A 15851-nucleotide genomic window follows, 5' to 3' on the forward strand; every position below is an offset into this window, starting at 1 on the left:
TAGTCTATCAAATCCAATCGAAAAAACAAAGAAAAACAGATTGGAAAGTCTTTGCTGTAAAATAATAAATTTGTTTTGATTCTTACGCACTTCATGAATATAATAGAAGGTAGCGCATTTGTAGAAAGGAGCATGAATGATGGAAGGATTATATATTCTTTTAGTCGTACTTGGTGGAATCATTATCTATTCACTTTTTACGTTCTTCTATCAAAAGAGAATCGTGAATACACTGAATGAGGAAGAATTTCGAGCAGGATATCGTAAAGCTCAATTGATAGATGTTCGTGAAGCGAATGAATTTGAAAACGGTCACGTCCTCGGTGCACGCAATATTCCTTTGTCACAGATCAAAATGAGACAAAAGGAAATCCGCTCAGATCAACCCGTATACCTTTATTGCCAAAGCGGGCTCCGCAGTGGAAGAGCAGCTCAAATGCTGCACAAAAAAGGGTACCGCAATCTTCACCAGTTACAAGGTGGATTTAAAAAATGGACAGGGAAAGTAAAGCATAAAAAATAATGCAGAGAGATCGCCCCTGGGCGATCTTTTTTATTGCATGCGGTTCGTGAGTGGCCGGGATGCATCCGCAAATGAAACTAAATGGTTTACGGCTGGATTTCTCCTGAAAGCGGCTGGATTTTTTGATCTTTCGGCTGAATTATTGACCAAAACGGCTGGTTTCCTGTTCATTTCCGCTGGATGATCACCCATATCGGTTGGATTCCTCATCACCATCACTACATATCACAGGTCCGTCCCTCAACTAAAAGCCCTGCAGAGATTTTCCTGCAGGGCTTTCGGTGTCAATGGTACGTTTAGCTCTCTTTTGTATAACGGAGTACCGGTTTTCTTGCAGCCAGTGTTTCATCCATACGCTTCACGATGGTTGTGTGAGGGGCTTCCTGGACGATTTCCGGTGTTTCTTCTGCTTCTTTGGCAATTTGGATCATGGCATCAATGAAGGAATCAAGGGTTTCTTTGGATTCTGTTTCCGTCGGTTCGATCATCATGCACTCTTCCACGTTTAACGGGAAGTAAATGGTTGGTGGATGATATCCGAAGTCCAGTAGTCGCTTCGCAATATCCAATGTTCGGACGCCGAGCTTCTTCTGACGTTTCCCACTGATGACAAACTCATGCTTACAATGACGATCGTATGGCAGGTCAAAGTGAGGTGCCAGTCGACGCATCATGTAGTTGGCATTCAGGACCGCGTTTTCCGTTACGGCTCTCAGTCCGTCCGGCCCCATCGTCCTGATATACGTATACGCACGGACATTGATTCCAAAGTTTCCATAGTAAGGTTTTACCCGTCCGATGGATTCAGGTCTGTTGTAATCGAATTCGAACGTGTCACCATTTTTCACCAGTACCGGTTTAGGAAGGTATTTAATCAAGTCTTCCTTCACTCCGACAGGACCGCTTCCCGGACCACCGCCACCGTGAGGGCCAGTGAATGTTTTGTGGAGATTTAAATGTACGACGTCAAATCCCATATCCCCCGGTCTTGCTTTTGAAAGGACGGCATTTAGATTGGCACCATCATAATACAGCTTTCCGCCAGCTTCATGAATGATGGAAGCCATTTCCATGATATTCTCTTCGAATAATCCAAGGGTGTTCGGGTTTGTCAACATCAGGGCAGCCGTGTCATCCCCGACAACGCGCTTAAGATCGTCTAAATCGACGAGTCCATTATCGTTTGACTTCACCGTAACCGTTTCAAAGCCGGCAACCGTTGCACTGGCCGGGTTAGTTCCATGAGCTGAATCGGGTACGATGACCTTCGTACGGTGTGTATCACCATTTGCTTCATGATAAGCACGGATCATCATAAGCCCGGTCCATTCGCCATGGGCCCCTGCAGCAGGTTGAAGGGTGACTTCATCCATACCGGTGATTTCTTTCAAATGCTCTTGCAGGTCATACATCAGTTCAAGGGCACCTTGAACGCTTTCCGGTTCCTGCAGCGGGTTGATATGGGCGAATCCGTTCAAGCGTGCAACGTTTTCGTTCACTTTCGGATTGTACTTCATCGTACAGGATCCAAGTGGATAGAAACCGGAGTCCACACCGTGATTACGCTTGGACAGTGCCGTATAGTGGCGCATGATATCAAGTTCCGAAACCTCCGGGAGTTCCGGTGCTTCTGTGCGGATGTAATCTGATGGAATGAGCTCGGATAAATCTACCTGAGGTACATCCATTTCAGGTAAGCTGTAACCAATTCGGCCTTCTTTAGATAATTCAAAAATAAGAGGTTGATCTTGCTTATTCATGACAATCCCCCAATTCTGCTGCGAATGCGTCGATTTCATCTTTGCTGCGAAGTTCCGTGACAGCCACCAGCATATGCTGCGTTAAGCTGTCATCCATAAGTCCAAGGTCATATCCACCAATCATGTCTTTTTCGAGTAGCTTTTGATTGATTTCTTTGACAGGCCTATTTACCTTTATGACAAACTCATTGAATGATGGTCCTTCAAACGCGACCAGGAACCCTTTCGCTTTCAAGGCTTCTTTAGCGTAATGAGCTTTTTGGATATTCTGAATGGCCATTTCTTTGACACCCTGTTTTCCTAGTGCCGTCATCGCGACGGATGCAGCGAGTGCATTCAATGCCTGATTGGAACAGATATTCGATGTCGCTTTATCGCGACGGATATGTTGTTCACGGGCTTGGAGAGTCAAAACGAAACCGCGGATACCGTCTTCATCAACGGTTTGACCGACCAGGCGTCCAGGTACCTTGCGCATAAGCTTCTTATTCACGGCGAAGTATCCGCAGTGAGGTCCACCGAAGGCGCTCGGGATACCGAATGGCTGTGCATCCCCAATGACAATGTCCGCCCCTAATTTCCCCGGAGGTGTAAGTGCCCCGAGTGCGAGGGGATTTGAGGACACGACGAACATCGCTTTTTCCCCATGTGCCACTTCTTCGATCGCTTTCAGCTCTTCCACACGTCCAAAGAAGTTAGGATATTGAACGATGACCGCTGCAATCTCATCACTCATTAATTTCTTAAGTTCTTCCACATCGGTTACACCATCCGTGTGCGGAATCTCCACCACTTCGATATACTGACCTTTTGCATATGAGCGCAAAACATCACGTGATTCGGGATGGACTGTGCTAGACACTAGGACCTTCTTCCGGCGGGTCTGGCCAGCACTCAGCATTGCTGCCTCTGCAAGGGCCGTCCCCCCATCATACATAGAGGAGTTGGCTACATCCATTCCTGTCAGTTCACAAATCATCGTCTGGAATTCAAAGATGGCTTGAAGTTCCCCTTGGGAAATTTCAGGCTGATACGGCGTATACGCTGTATAAAACTCTGATCGTGATAATACGTGATCTACGATGATGGGCATGTAGTGATCATAGACCCCTGCCCCGAGAAACGATGTATGACTTTTCAGGTCAGCATTCTTCGCTGCCATTTTAGTCAGTTCCTTTACCAATTCCGTTTCGGACTTCGCTTCTTTGATGTTGTAATCCCCTTTGAAACGAACCTGTTCAGGAATATCTTCAAATAGATCGTTAACGCTGTCTACTCCTATTTGTTCTAACATTTCCCTTTGATCCTGCTCTGTCATCGGTAAATAACGATGCTTCATGACCGTCATTCCTCCCCTATTTCTTTGGTCTTTTATAAAAAGGTGTTGATGCCACTTTCGCTTTAAGCTTTTTCCCTCTGATTTCAACCAATACTTCTGTATCCAATGAAGTGAATTCTTTATCAAGCAATGCCAATCCTATATTTTTCTTTAATGTAGGAGATTGTGTCCCTGTTGTGACTTCCCCTATTTCTTCTTCACCTGAAAATACTTTGTAGCCATGACGTGGAATGCCGCGGTCGATCATTTCAATCCCTACGATCTTTCGTGGGGCTCCTTCGTCTTTTTGTTGTTTCAGTACTTCCTGACCGATGAATGGCACCTCTTTATTTACTTTTACAGCGAAGCCAATTCCAGCTTCAATCGGTGTGATGGATTGAGAAAGTTCTTGGCCATAAAGTGCAAGATTCGCTTCAAAACGCAAGGTATCACGTGCACCAAGTCCACACGGCAGTACGCCATGCTCTTTGCCGGCAGCTAAGATCGTCTTCCAGATTGAAGCAGCATCACCTGCAGCACAATAGATTTCAAAACCATCTTCACCTGTATAACCGGTACGGGAAACGAGTGCAGGTTTACCATCTATGTTCACTTCCGTCTGAAATTTAAAAAAACCGATATCACTCAATGTTTGTTCATTTGTAATTTTTTGTAGAACTTCTTCCGCAAGAGGGCCTTGAAGTGCCAATTGCGCCATATGTTCAGAAATATTATTAATTTCAACTTCTTTTGTCTGATGTTCTTTCAGCCATTTGAAATCTTTATCTATATTTGCTGCATTGACAACAAGCAAATAATCATTGTCTTTAATTTTATAAACAAGTAAATCATCGACCGTCCCACCGTTTTCGTAGCACATAGCCGTATACTGAGCGCCTCCGTCTTTCACTTTGGAAACATCATTTGTCATCACTTTTTGTAAGTAGTCAAGAGCCCCTTCACCCTTCACTTCAATTTCTCCCATATGAGAAACGTCGAATAGTCCTGCCCGGGATCGTACCGCTTCATGTTCTTCCTTAATACTTGAGAATTGCACTGGTAAAGCCCAGCCACCGAAGTCGATGGTCTTTCCTCCATACTCTTTGTACACTTCGTATAAAGGTGTTTGTTTTAACTCTGACATGACTTTTCCCCCTTTATTTTCCTTACATGCATAATCCTTAACCACGTTTTATCCCATGAAAAAAGGACAGAAAAACCCCTTTTCATAAAGAAGTTTTCTCTGTCCTTGCACCTGAAAGTTTACCGAAGAACGGCTTTCCCCTTTGGTGGTTTCCTGAGTCGGAAACACTCTCCAGAGTTGCGTCCAACAAGAGTCTTTTTGCCTGAGAGATTCACACTTAAACGTGCTTGCTCCTTCGGCGCTGTATGCACAGTCTCTCCCCTTGTCATCATTCGCCAATATTCCTTGAAACAATTGGTCATACTAGAAATATACAGAAGAAATGTTGTAAATGTGAATGTTCGGATTTTCGAGTTTTTCTAACAATTGAAAATCTATTTTCATCCTACCATTAAATACGAGTTTTGAGCAATCATTTTTATAAGAATTAAGGAGATGTTTTTCAGATGAATGTTGAAGTTATATTTGATGAAGAGTGGGGAGAAGGTCTCGAGAATTTAATCGAAAATGATGGGCCATGGGGGAACTGGGAACTTTATAAGCTCGCCATCGAATTCGAGCATCATCTTGCAATTCCGAACTTTGAAGGCCTGCAGGCTCCAAAACATTTGGCAAACGTCACTCCGCTCCCTCATCAGCTGGAAGCAGCGAAACAGGTTGTGGAAACGATGAATGGAAAAGCCATCCTTGCAGATGAAGTCGGACTCGGGAAGACGATCGAGGCAGGATTGATATTAAAAGAGTACATGATTCGGGGTTTAGTAAAAAAAGTATTGATCCTTGTTCCTGCTTCCCTCGTTTCTCAGTGGGCGTATGAATTGAACAGCAAATTCTTCATTCCTGCCGTGCCCCAGAGAAAGAGCTATGTGTGGGATCAATGTGACATCGTAGTCTCTTCCATGGACACTGCTAAAAGAAGTCCTCACCGGGAAAAGGTGTATGAACAGGATTATGACCTGGTGATCATTGACGAAGCTCACAAACTGAAAAATCATAAAACAAAAAACTATGAATTTGTGCAGAATCTAAAGAAAAAATTCTGCCTGCTTTTGACTGCCACACCTATCCAAAATCGCGTAGAGGAAATCTTTCATCTCGTTTCCCTATTAAAGCCGGGGCATCTCGGCAATGAATCAGGATTTACTGACAGATATAAAAAAGGAGATCGTTCGCTTCAGGAGGATGAACATTTAAAGAGCCTCATAAACAAAGTGATGATCCGTAACCGCCGTGGAGATACAGGTATCGAATGGACAAAGCGCCATGTAAAGACGGTGTTGATCGATTTCAATGAAGCTGAAAGGGATCTGTATAACAGTATCGATCTGCTCAGGGGGAGATATGATGACTGGGCCAATTCAAGTTCCTTCTCCCTTTTGACTTTACAAAGAGAAGCATGCAGCTCACGCGAAGCTGTTTTTTACACCCTGAAGAATATGCTTGAGAAGAAGGAATCACCTACCCCGGGCTTTGAACAGTTGATTGGGACACTGATGAAAAAAGTAGAAAATGTCACGATGAACTCCAAGGCTCAGAAAGCATTGGAAATCGTACAATCCATCAATGATAAAGTGATTATTTTCACCGAGTACCGGGCGACACAGCTTTATCTTCAATGGTTTTTGAAGCAGCACGGAATCAGCTCGGTCCCATTCCGTGGTGGATTTAAACGTGGTAAAAAAGACTGGATGCGTGAATTATTCCAGAAGCATGCCCAGGTGCTGATCGCCACCGAAGCCGGCGGGGAAGGAATCAACCTTCAATTCTGTCATCACGTGATCAATTTCGACCTACCCTGGAATCCTATGAGGCTTGAGCAACGAATAGGCCGTGTGCACCGACTCGGCCAGACGGAAGATGTTCATATTTATAACTTTGCAACTAAGAATACTGTTGAGGAACATATCCTGAAGCTTCTGTATGAAAAGATCAATCTTTTTGAGCGGGTAATTGGTCAATTGGACGAAATCCTGACCCGCCTTGATTTCAGGGATTTTGAAGAGCATATGACAGACATCCTCTCCTCCTCCCGTACAGAAGGGGAAATGAAAATCAAAATGGAAAATTTGACGAGTATGATTCAATTCGCCGAACAATTAAAGGAGGAGAAATCAAATGCAGCAGCACGAAATTCATCGATTTCTTGAGAGATACTTCGTCGCCAACGGCTGTGATATGGTTGCGAACGGCAATGGATATATGACCGTACAGCTGACCATCGACTTGGATAAAGAGCTAATGAACCGACCGTTCTATTGGCATTATCTCGAAAAGACAGGCGGGACACCAAACCCAATGACATTATCTCTCGTCACCAATCCCGACCAGGCACCGGAAGATATGAAAGGAGAACCGATTCACTTTGGTTCACCGCGTCTGCATCAGATCTTTCATTCGACACGAAATTTGGCAGGGTATATCCGACTGTATGAAAACAGGTACACTCCAAGCGGACAGCAAACCCCGCTCCACCCATGGCTGGGCCTGAATATTAAAATATCCTATCAATCCAATCGAAAGAAAGACAGCATAAAGAGCATCGGATTAAACCTGATCAACGGCGTCATAGAAGAGGACTTTCACTCTTTATTGTTATCCAAAAACCTGACGCCGAAGATTCCGGACTTCTCATTCACTTTGACACCGATCATCAAACCGAAAAGCGGAGTCAACCGGATTCAGGCTTATCTTTATGAAGAAATCAAAAGGGAGCCCGTCGAATGGGCGGAACAAGCGAGGAAAACCTGGGATGAGGACCTTCAACTTCTGAACCATTTCTATGGAGATCAGGAAGAAAAGCCAGAATCTTATTTTCTTGAACAGCAGGCGTTAAAAGAGCAGTATGAACCGAAGATCACCATCGAAGTCATAAACGGCGGGATTTTTTATCTGCAACAGTCGAAATGAGGATTCAGGGGGAGACAAGCTTTGTTTCTCCCCCTTTTGGCTATTAAAAAAAGGACTACCATAAAGGTAATCCTTATCCACTATTTGTTTTTCTTGAACATGATCATGAAAGCATATGGGATGATGCCGAACCACCTGAAGAGAAATGGTTCCCGCTCATTCTTTCTCTGCTTTTTTAATGTCTTACGTTCATGGGGTGATTTTTCATAATGCTGGACAAATGTTTGTGTTATGAACTTAACATAATCATTTACTGACATAAAAGCACCACCTTCCGCTTTTATCAGTATTCCCAATAGAACGGAAATTATACAGCTTAACTCTTGATGAAGGGCAATATCGCTTGAACCACTTCATCGACTGATTTATGATCTGTATGAATGGTTACAGAGCTCCCATCTTTATACAGGGGAAGACGACGCTCAAAAAGGTCCAATAATTTGCCCTTCGAATTATTTTGTACCAGAGGACGATCCTCATCTCCTTCAAGCCTTTCCCATAGTGAATCAAAAGAGCATGTTAAATGGAAAACAGAATCGTTCTGCCTTAGAAATTCCCGGTTCTCCTTTCTTTCCACCACTCCCCCACCAGTAGTGATAATGACTTCTTCACTTTTCAATTCATTGAGCACTTTTGTTTCCAGATCCCTGAAATACGATTCACCATGCTGAAGAAAAATATCTTTGATTGCCTTTTTTTCTATCCTTTCGATGTATTGATCCATATCGATCACCGGAAGATTCAAAACATCTCCAAGACGTTTTCCAATCGTCGTCTTTCCTACCCCCATAAAGCCAATAAAGAAAATCGGTTTCATATTCTACTCCCAACGTGTGATTTGTTTTGTTTCCCTATTATACACAACCGTCGAAGGAAGAAAAACCTTATTATCCCGTGAGAATGTCAATTCCAACTGGACTTCTTGCGGGTTTAGCATCTGACTGGTGGTCATGACCTCACCAAATTTGGTTTTTACATTCCCTGAAGGATGAGGTCCATTCTCGATTTCAAATAAGATCGCGCGGGAGACACTGACATTTCTTTCCTGAATACTCTTCATGTTAGAGAGATACTGATACTTACTTATAAACAAGTCTTTTGATGCAAAGGCTAAAACCAGTACAATCATCAATAGAAGCAGCGTATATGGAAGAATAAACCCGTTATTGTTAAGGTGAGAATCCCCCCTCCGCTGCTGAAAAGGAAAAGAAGTTCCCTTCCACTTTTTCCCCGCCTTCAAATTCCAGATCCAAATGCACCCCCTGATCGATGACATTAAACGTAAACCCTTCCACTGACTGAAGGACGATTTCATGACCCCTATTATTCACCCTCCTTCTAATGGACTGATTATATTTTTCATACAGTATCGTTTCCCCGTCCATGACGAAGGAGAGTTGATTGGACATTACATTTACATCCTTTGCCTTCCTTAATTCATCTCTTACACTTTCATGAAATAAATTCCATTCATAATAGCGGGGAGGAACCAAATCATGCTCGATCGTCGAAAAACCTTTCATCATCAGGGGAATACTGAGGGAAATCATACAAAACAAACTAAAGCTTAACAGAGCCTCAATCAATGTGAACCCCTTCTCATCCATCCGCCCCGACGCACACTTCACGGATGGTCCCTGCGTCTTCATCATAGCGTACACATGCTTCACCACTCCCCCCGTTTTCCCAAATGAGCTCATACCCGACCCCCTTATAGATTCTTGAATGATCGACAAACTCATGTGTAACGATTGCCTCCTCCACCCCTTCCCGAAGGAATTTCAATGCTTCCACTTCACGTTGGAGCTTTTGAAGCCCGGACGCATAATGAATGAAGAAGGGGATGAACAAGCCGCACATCATGAGGATACAACTAAACGCTACCAGTGTTTCTGGTAATGAAAAACCCTTAGTATTCCTGTACATAAAATCTCCCTTGACCAATTTGGAACATCAGATACATATTGACATCTCCCATTTTAAAATTCACCCTGCCAAATTGATTTGTGTTCCCATCAGGATAAAAGGTGATTTCCTCCAAGCTGTTCGTTAAGGCTATCTGTACACCGGCAGGAAGTTTTCTCGACACAATCGTTTGACTTGCTCCTGTTTTGGCAACGTATTTATTTGTATAAGGATAAAAGATAAGCAATGTCGGGACTTGATGATTGATACTGTAACTCTGGATCTGGTAGAGGTCTGATTCGAGCTGAGAAATGAACAGTTCCTTTTCAGTATGGTCTTTTAACGGAACGATGGAGAAACCAACCCACGATAATAAAATGGTAAAGATCAATAAGACGATGAGCATTTCAACGAGGGTATATCCCGCTTCAGCTTTTATCCCTTCATTAATCAGCAGCCGTCACCACCTTCCCTTCAGCATCGATGGAGATGGTCCTTCCGTCGGGACAGGCTTTATAGTCATCGTTCAGATAACCATCTGCAACAAGGGTATCAATGGTCACTGAATCTGTATTCCCATCCATCTTATACGCTTCAATCTGCCCTTCCACCATATGAACGAACGCTTCACAGCCTTTAGAATTGATGGAGTTACTCTGATTGGTCACATTCGGGATCGTGATAAAAAGCAAGACGGAAATGACGAGCAAAACGATCATCATTTCGATTAATGTGAATCCTTTTTCATTTTTGAGCATACTTTTCCTCCTGGGTATAGATTTCATTTTAGATTCCCTGCATCATCTGGAAGAGAGGCATCATGATAGAGAAATAGATTGCCATGATAAATAGACCGACAAAAGTGAAGATTGCGGGCTGGATATACTTGAGCCAGGCATGTGTTTTCTCCTCTAATTCCTGAAAGCATATATCACTGTAAATACGAAGTTCCTCTGATAATCGTCCGTTCTTCTGCCCGTGCTGAACAACGAATGATAGCTCTTCCTGGAAAAAAGGCATAGTGGAAAAACATTCATGAAACGGACTCCCTGCTTTGAGCTGTTGGATGCAACGGCTGGAAATGTATTGTAAGGTCGGACGGAATGATTGTCTTTCGATGATGAGGAGGGATTCCGTGATGGATACACCGCTTGAAAGCAGAAAGCTTAATTCCCTTGAAAAAAAGTGGGAATGACCGAGCTTCATGTAAGTGGAGATCAATGGTATTCGACATAAGACAACCGACAGCTTCACAGGCGAAATTCTCTTTTTAAAAAGGAAAAAGACGATAGTAAGGAGCAGGAGAAACAGTAATCCTGCACAGAAAATCATGGGGAAGTTCTCAATGAAATGTAAAAGATACGTAAGCTTGGCGGAAGGTTCATAGCCCATCGAGGAATAAAGGGACTGAAATCTTGGAAATAATACCTTTCGAAGTAAGACCATCATGATGATGGATATAAAAATCAACATGAGCGGGTATTGAAAGATCTTTTGCAATTGCTCCTGATTTTTTTTTCTTTTAATGAGATAGCTTCCTGCCTCAGACAGGGTATGTCCCATTTGGCCATGATGCTCGGCGAAAAAAATCTGTGCGCTGACATGAGCGGGGATGTTGAGTTGTTTATTCATCACGGTGGAAATGGACTCTCCTTTTTGGAGGGAGCCGATCAATCTTTTTTTAAATTTGATGGTTTTCTTTCCTTTAGGAAGCAAGAGAAAGTCGATGGCCTCTGTAAAAGAATAACCTTTTTGAAGGAGGTCACCAAGACTCTTCAGGAATTTACCCTGATCATCGCTTTTCTTCATGAACCCATTTCCTATATTCATGTTCTGAAACAAATCCGAGTGCCACCCCCTTACATATTAAAGCCTGCAATGTGCGATACTGATGTTCCGCCCTCTCGCCCTTAGCCTCCTTCAATACTTCCTTCAAAGAGCTTCCCGTAATGATTTCATAGACAGATGCCCTGTTACGGTTTTTCCCCCTAAGACACTTTCCGCCACATTCTGCTTTGCAGATCGGACAGAGGAGCTTCAGTAATCTCTGAGCAGATACAGCAAGCAGCGTCTGTTCGATATCATTCCACTCGATCCCCAATTCCATCAAGCGATATATCGCCCCTTTTGCATCTCTAGTATGCAAAGTCGAGATCACCAAATGACCTGTGATAATAATAGAACCATGCACTATTTATTCGGAAAAATTTTTACATATATATTTGTAATCGAAGAAGGAATTTGAATTTTGCATCTAGAATTACTAATTCATGGAAAGGAGGAAATTAAATGAAGAACAAAATTAGATGTCACCATTGTAAGGAGTTTTATCAGCCTCAAGACAAAGTAGCATTAAATTACGCAAACACTATTTTACACTTTGATTGTCCTGATACTGAGAATCTCCCAATTGTTGATGAAGGAACTTTCGAGGAAATTGTGAAAAAGTATTCGTTTTTTAATGACACTTTACTTAACTAAAAAATGCAAGTCCACTTCTTACTGAAAGGGACTTGCATAATTTACTACCTTGCTAATCACTAACCTAAATTGATTTGGCCTATAGAAAATCTTGGTTTGAAATTTATTGTAACTGGAGAGCTTCTATTTTCTGAATGTATTAGCAGGATTTCCTCTCTTTTTTCCACTTTTGAAACATTTTTAATTTCCAAACTCACAAGAGTCACTTCATACTCTTTATGGATTAAACTAATTCTGCACGAATTACTATAAATTGACATACTTAACAATAATTCTATACCCAGTACATCTGTTTTACTATTCATGTAAAACCCTTGATCCCGACTATACTCTATAGCCTCTCTTTCAAATAATTCTAATAAGTCGTACAAATCAAAATCAATCATATTTATCACCTATTTTTATTTTGAATGTTTTTCTACAGTAACTACATCACCATTGGTATTAACTACTACCTTTGTAACTTTAGTTTTAGTTACTTCTATAACTTTGCCTTCTACTAACTGTTTTTCAATGAACGTCTCAGATATCTCATGTATGAATTTTCCTTCTTCTGCATCAGGACGCTTAATACCATTCTTAATAACATATTCTACTATTTCCGGAGTAACCCCCCTAGGGTCAATATATCGTTTTATTGAATCATTGTAGTTTAGCGTACCTGGAGTATAACCTTTTTTAATGGCGTTCTGAACTGCCCTAGTATGCAACTCAGCTCTAACTTCTGCAGTATTTGGAGCCATTCTTTCTAATGCATGTTCAGAATATCTACGTCCATTTATTGTTCCTCCTCCTCTTGGCATATTCCAACCAATGTCTGTAGGCGTTTTGTCTAGTGTCTTTAAAGTACTAGGTACATCATTAATAGCTTTGACACCATATCGTGTAGCAGAGATACCATCACCGACGAACGGAATTAAAGCAATCCCTGAGAAAATTGCATTTGATGGATCCCCTCTAAATAAGTAAATTACAGCATTTCCACCATCAGCAATTGGGCCAACAACAGGGAAAAATCCAGCTGCCGAGAGCCAATCTTGTACATCCATCCCTTTTAATACTTGGCTGAATGCTGTTTGGCTACTACTTTCACTTATAAAAGGCTTGTTTAACTCAATCTTTTTAACTTTTTCATCTAAATCTGCAATTAGTCTCCTTTTAGTATCATCTCCACCACTTATATTAAGAGAATTTATATCTTTTTTCAGATTTATCATTTGAACAGAAAGGTCTTCCATAAAAAGATTTAATTCTAACATGTCAGAATTAACTTGTTCTACAAATTCATAAGCGCCATTACGAAACTTTTCTGTATCCTGTACAATTTGATGAAAAAATTCCATATCAATATTAACATTTACATTTATATTTGATATTTCCTCTTCTAATCCCCTTAGGTAGTTTAAATCTACATTTACATTAATGTCGTCTAATTTAATATCCTCTAAACTCGACATTGACTGGGTAAATTCTTTCCAACGCAAATCATTCTCAAGCATCTCTGGGGAAAGTTTATCAGGAGCTACATCAACCAAGCTCACCCATTTTTTCACTCCACCATCATTAATTAACAACCAACTATTATAGGCTTTAGCTATAGGTTGTACAATTTGTGGACTAACATAGCCTATTTCATTATTGTAACTTGGTGAGGAGTATGCTTTCACCTTGGAACTTATTGTAAGCTTTTCTAAATTTGGATTGTAATAGAACCATTTCAATCCACTTGAGGTATTAATTTGATACCAATATTCACCCGATTTTGCAATCGGTTTATAACTTCCTTTGCCAATTCCACCAACAATATAGTCATTATCAAAATCAGCTTTACTATATAGATTAACACCGTAAGGTAGGTTGATTGTACTTGAATTTAATGCACTATCATAATAAACCCAGGCCGAAGATTCGTTGTATTGAATCATGTGCCAATTTTCAGTGAAAATAGAATCGCTATCTCCATAAGACATTATTTTTTGTGGGTCTAATGTAGTTATTTTTCTTGAATTAAAATTCGGTTCTGAATAAATTTCAAACCTATTTGGAATATCTAATTGTTCCTGCATGCTCTCCGAAAAGACATGTACCCATTTGTTACCCTTGTTAGTCTTTATCAAATACCAGTTTTTAGTGTATTTCCCTAAAACAGAAACTGTTTGAGGCTGATAAGTTGCTATTTTATCATTCATAAAGAATAACGGTGAATCATAGGTGTCAAAACTATAATTTATAGTTAGTCTTTCACCATAATTTTCTTCATCATAATAAACCCATTTAGGTTCGTTATTAATGATAACTTGATACCAGTGATCCTCTGTCTTTGCTATTGGTTCTAATGTGGTAGGGGAATGTACTTCACCTATTACCCGACTAGAGAAGAAGGGGGAATTGTATATATCGAAGTTGTAAGGAATAGTAATTGAGTTTATATCCCCCTGATAATTAACCCATTCAGGTCCGCTATCTCCCTTAATTAGATACCAATTGTTGTCCCAACCGCTCTCACTAAGGACCTGTACTTTACGAGGGGAGTTTACTTTTATGAAATCAGTATGGAAATAATTAGATTTGTAAGTAACGAATTTCTTTGTGATATTGAGTTCATTAATTGACGGTGGTACATGAAACACCCATTGATTTCCTGAGTTAGTTTCTATTAATTTCATTCCACGCCAAAACGAATCTTTTATTACTCTAACTTTCTGAGGTGAATAAGTACCTACATGAGATCCCATAAAATCATCGTCAAAGGTCTCAAATTGATAAGGAATATTCATTGAATAAATTCTATTTTTATTCCTGATTTTCGTTTCTAAATCTTCAGATACTGCATTTTTACCACCCAGTATGAAAATTTCATTAACTGAGTTTAGTAAAGAAAAAGTTGATGAACTACTCATTGTATTCTTATCTACTAAAATAATTGGAGCACTCTTTTTTGAGGCCAACGCTGTCCCACTTAATGCATCAGCGAATCCCGTCCCAGTAGAAACCACTGCTGTAACGAAAGAACCATAAAGCTCTTTAATAACTTTAACATTTGTATCATAACGATTTAATCCGTAACTCTTTTTAGTAACATTTAAACCTGTATAAGCTGAAGGTGGTAAATTTCCAACTAGTATAATTTCTTTTCCTTGTATATAGCTTTTAACAACCGAAGGTATTTCTTCACCAGTATGATATAAAATTGGAATTCCATTCTTACTTGCATATGATGAAACAGATAGACTGTCAGAGAAACTTTTTCCATTAGTAAGGATAACTTTATTGCTTGTGAATTTTTTTGCAATTTGTACGGAAGTAGCATAACGATCACTACCATATATTCTGATTACGTTCTTCCCTTGATTTTTTAATGAATCTTCTATTTCTTTAGAAATGGCTGAAACTCCACCTATTATGTATATATTCTTTGGACTTAACCGTTTAATTTCATCTAAAACTACAAGTGGTAACGATTCATTTGGGGTCATTAATATAGGTGCGTTAAATTTCCCAGATAATGGTGTGGATGCTATCCCGTCTGGAAAGGATTCTCCATTCACTAATATTAAATTTTCAGATGTTTTCCAACCTTGTTTTGATATCGAAACTGATGTAGCATATCTATCAATTCCGCTAATTCGATCAACCGTTAATGAATTATTATCAGTTGCATGAACTTTAGAAGGTAATTGTAACGACCCTAATGAATTAGCTACTAAAAGTATTGTAATCATTAAAAATTTTAAAATTAATTTTCTTTTCACAAGTTTTTTTCCTTCCTCTTATAAATTTTTGCCTTGCAATCTCTAAACACAGAAACAAACA

Annotated in this window: 17 protein-coding genes and 2 riboswitches; of the genes, 4 read left to right on the forward strand and 13 right to left on the reverse strand. The window is 40.5% G+C overall.

Annotation, left to right across the window (positions count from 1 at the left end; all coding sequences use genetic code 11):
• Positions 1 to 139: 139 nt before the first annotated feature.
• Positions 140 to 523, forward strand: coding sequence for a rhodanese-like domain-containing protein (locus P8596_RS15320; protein ID WP_034757979.1), 384 nt, complete (start codon positions 140 to 142; stop codon positions 521 to 523).
• A gap of 296 nt (positions 524 to 819) precedes the next feature.
• On the opposite strand, the gene gcvPB is transcribed toward P8596_RS15320, so the two are convergent.
• From gcvPB to gcvT, 3 genes are read right to left on the reverse strand one after another with little or no spacing between them, the layout of a single operon-like run.
• On the reverse strand, positions 820 to 2283 hold the full coding sequence (gene gcvPB, locus P8596_RS15325; RefSeq protein WP_034757969.1) for an aminomethyl-transferring glycine dehydrogenase subunit GcvPB: 1464 nt from the start codon (positions 2281 to 2283) through the stop codon (positions 820 to 822).
• On the reverse strand, positions 2276 to 3622 hold the full coding sequence (gene gcvPA / locus P8596_RS15330) for an aminomethyl-transferring glycine dehydrogenase subunit GcvPA (RefSeq protein WP_034757966.1): 1347 nt from the start codon (positions 3620 to 3622) through the stop codon (positions 2276 to 2278). Before gcvPA ends, gcvPB begins: the two co-directional genes overlap by 8 nt.
• A gap of 16 nt (positions 3623 to 3638) precedes the next feature.
• Entirely contained in the window at positions 3639 to 4745 is a 1107-nt protein-coding gene (gene gcvT / locus P8596_RS15335; protein ID WP_279724257.1) for a glycine cleavage system aminomethyltransferase GcvT, read from the reverse strand.
• A 97-nt stretch (positions 4746 to 4842) separates the two neighbouring features.
• Positions 4843 to 4922: riboswitch (glycine riboswitch) on the reverse strand.
• A gap of 3 nt (positions 4923 to 4925) precedes the next feature.
• Positions 4926 to 5017, reverse strand: a riboswitch (glycine riboswitch).
• A 174-nt stretch (positions 5018 to 5191) separates the two neighbouring features.
• Between gcvT and P8596_RS15340 the strand changes: the two genes are divergently transcribed.
• Both P8596_RS15340 and P8596_RS15345 read left to right on the forward strand, forming a co-directional pair.
• Positions 5192 to 6892, forward strand: a complete 1701-nt coding sequence (locus P8596_RS15340) for a DEAD/DEAH box helicase (protein ID WP_279724258.1) — start codon at positions 5192 to 5194, stop codon at positions 6890 to 6892.
• The gene (locus tag P8596_RS15345; protein ID WP_279724259.1) at positions 6861 to 7652 is read left to right on the forward strand and encodes a YqhG family protein; all 792 of its coding nucleotides are present in this window, start codon (positions 6861 to 6863) and stop codon (positions 7650 to 7652) included. The genes P8596_RS15340 and P8596_RS15345 overlap by 32 nt, the downstream gene beginning before the upstream one ends.
• Positions 7653 to 7732: 80 nt before the next feature.
• On the opposite strand, the gene P8596_RS15350 is transcribed toward P8596_RS15345, so the two are convergent.
• From P8596_RS15350 to P8596_RS15385, 8 genes are all read right to left on the reverse strand, one after another.
• Complete coding sequence (locus tag P8596_RS15350; RefSeq protein ID WP_034757956.1) at positions 7733 to 7912, reverse strand: YqzE family protein; 180 nt, start codon at positions 7910 to 7912, stop codon at positions 7733 to 7735.
• A 56-nt stretch (positions 7913 to 7968) separates the two neighbouring features.
• Positions 7969 to 8469 carry a shikimate kinase gene (locus P8596_RS15355; protein WP_279724260.1) on the reverse strand — a complete coding sequence of 167 codons (501 nt, stop codon included), beginning with the start codon at positions 8467 to 8469 and terminating at the stop codon, positions 7969 to 7971.
• 352 nt (positions 8470 to 8821) lie between these two features.
• Entirely contained in the window at positions 8822 to 9352 is a 531-nt protein-coding gene (gene comGF / locus P8596_RS15360; protein ID WP_279724261.1) for a competence type IV pilus minor pilin ComGF, read from the reverse strand.
• Positions 9252 to 9578, reverse strand: coding sequence for a type II secretion system protein (locus P8596_RS15365; RefSeq protein WP_279724262.1), 327 nt, complete (start codon positions 9576 to 9578; stop codon positions 9252 to 9254). Before P8596_RS15365 ends, comGF begins: the two co-directional genes overlap by 101 nt.
• Positions 9562 to 10014: a competence type IV pilus minor pilin ComGD gene (gene comGD / locus P8596_RS15370; protein ID WP_347815215.1), complete on the reverse strand. Its 453-nt coding sequence runs from the start codon at positions 10012 to 10014 to the stop codon at positions 9562 to 9564. The genes P8596_RS15365 and comGD overlap by 17 nt, the downstream gene beginning before the upstream one ends.
• Positions 10004 to 10333 (reverse strand): competence type IV pilus major pilin ComGC, encoded by a 330-nt coding sequence (gene comGC, locus P8596_RS15375; protein ID WP_224521053.1) that lies wholly within the window; start codon positions 10331 to 10333, stop codon positions 10004 to 10006. Before comGC ends, comGD begins: the two co-directional genes overlap by 11 nt.
• 10 nt (positions 10334 to 10343) lie before the next feature.
• A complete protein-coding gene (gene comGB / locus P8596_RS15380; RefSeq protein WP_279724263.1) occupies positions 10344 to 11366 on the reverse strand; it encodes a competence type IV pilus assembly protein ComGB in 1023 nt (340 codons plus the stop codon).
• On the reverse strand, positions 11350 to 11748 hold the full coding sequence (locus P8596_RS15385) for an ATPase, T2SS/T4P/T4SS family (protein ID WP_279724264.1): 399 nt from the start codon (positions 11746 to 11748) through the stop codon (positions 11350 to 11352). The genes comGB and P8596_RS15385 overlap by 17 nt, the downstream gene beginning before the upstream one ends.
• A gap of 98 nt (positions 11749 to 11846) precedes the next feature.
• On the opposite strand from P8596_RS15385, the gene P8596_RS15390 reads away from it, so the two are divergent.
• Complete coding sequence (locus P8596_RS15390; protein ID WP_279724265.1) at positions 11847 to 12038, forward strand: hypothetical protein; 192 nt, start codon at positions 11847 to 11849, stop codon at positions 12036 to 12038.
• Between the two features lie 59 nt (positions 12039 to 12097).
• On the opposite strand, the gene P8596_RS15395 is transcribed toward P8596_RS15390, so the two are convergent.
• Both P8596_RS15395 and P8596_RS15400 read right to left on the reverse strand, forming a co-directional pair.
• Complete coding sequence (locus P8596_RS15395) at positions 12098 to 12424, reverse strand: hypothetical protein (protein ID WP_279724266.1); 327 nt, start codon at positions 12422 to 12424, stop codon at positions 12098 to 12100.
• A gap of 15 nt (positions 12425 to 12439) precedes the next feature.
• Positions 12440 to 15790, reverse strand: coding sequence for a cell wall-binding repeat-containing protein (locus P8596_RS15400; protein WP_279724267.1), 3351 nt, complete (start codon positions 15788 to 15790; stop codon positions 12440 to 12442).
• Positions 15791 to 15851: the final 61 nt, after the last annotated feature.

The organism is Rossellomorea sp. DA94, assembly GCF_029834455.1.
GTDB lineage: Bacteria > Bacillota > Bacilli > Bacillales > Bacillaceae_B > Rossellomorea > Rossellomorea vietnamensis.

Excerpts from the sequence above, each read along its gene's own strand:
- P8596_RS15320 (WP_034757979.1), top strand. The coding sequence starts at position 140 with ATGGAAGGATTATATATTCTTTTAGTCGTACTTGGTGGAATCATTATC.
- gcvPA (WP_034757966.1), bottom strand. The coding sequence starts at position 3,622 with ATGAAGCATCGTTATTTACCGATGACAGAGCAGGATCAAAGGGAAATG.
- gcvT (WP_279724257.1), bottom strand. The coding sequence starts at position 4,745 with ATGTCAGAGTTAAAACAAACACCTTTATACGAAGTGTACAAAGAGTAT.
- comGF (WP_279724261.1), bottom strand. The coding sequence starts at position 9,352 with ATGAGCTCATTTGGGAAAACGGGGGGAGTGGTGAAGCATGTGTACGCT.
- P8596_RS15340 (WP_279724258.1), top strand. The coding sequence starts at position 5,192 with ATGAATGTTGAAGTTATATTTGATGAAGAGTGGGGAGAAGGTCTCGAG.
- P8596_RS15390 (WP_279724265.1), top strand. The coding sequence starts at position 11,847 with ATGAAGAACAAAATTAGATGTCACCATTGTAAGGAGTTTTATCAGCCT.
- gcvPB (WP_034757969.1), bottom strand. The coding sequence starts at position 2,283 with ATGAATAAGCAAGATCAACCTCTTATTTTTGAATTATCTAAAGAAGGC.
- P8596_RS15350 (WP_034757956.1), bottom strand. The coding sequence starts at position 7,912 with ATGTCAGTAAATGATTATGTTAAGTTCATAACACAAACATTTGTCCAG.
- P8596_RS15365 (WP_279724262.1), bottom strand. The coding sequence starts at position 9,578 with ATGTACAGGAATACTAAGGGTTTTTCATTACCAGAAACACTGGTAGCG.
- comGB (WP_279724263.1), bottom strand. The coding sequence starts at position 11,366 with ATGAAGAAAAGCGATGATCAGGGTAAATTCCTGAAGAGTCTTGGTGAC.
- P8596_RS15395 (WP_279724266.1), bottom strand. The coding sequence starts at position 12,424 with ATGATTGATTTTGATTTGTACGACTTATTAGAATTATTTGAAAGAGAG.
- P8596_RS15355 (WP_279724260.1), bottom strand. The coding sequence starts at position 8,469 with ATGAAACCGATTTTCTTTATTGGCTTTATGGGGGTAGGAAAGACGACG.
- P8596_RS15345 (WP_279724259.1), top strand. The coding sequence starts at position 6,861 with ATGCAGCAGCACGAAATTCATCGATTTCTTGAGAGATACTTCGTCGCC.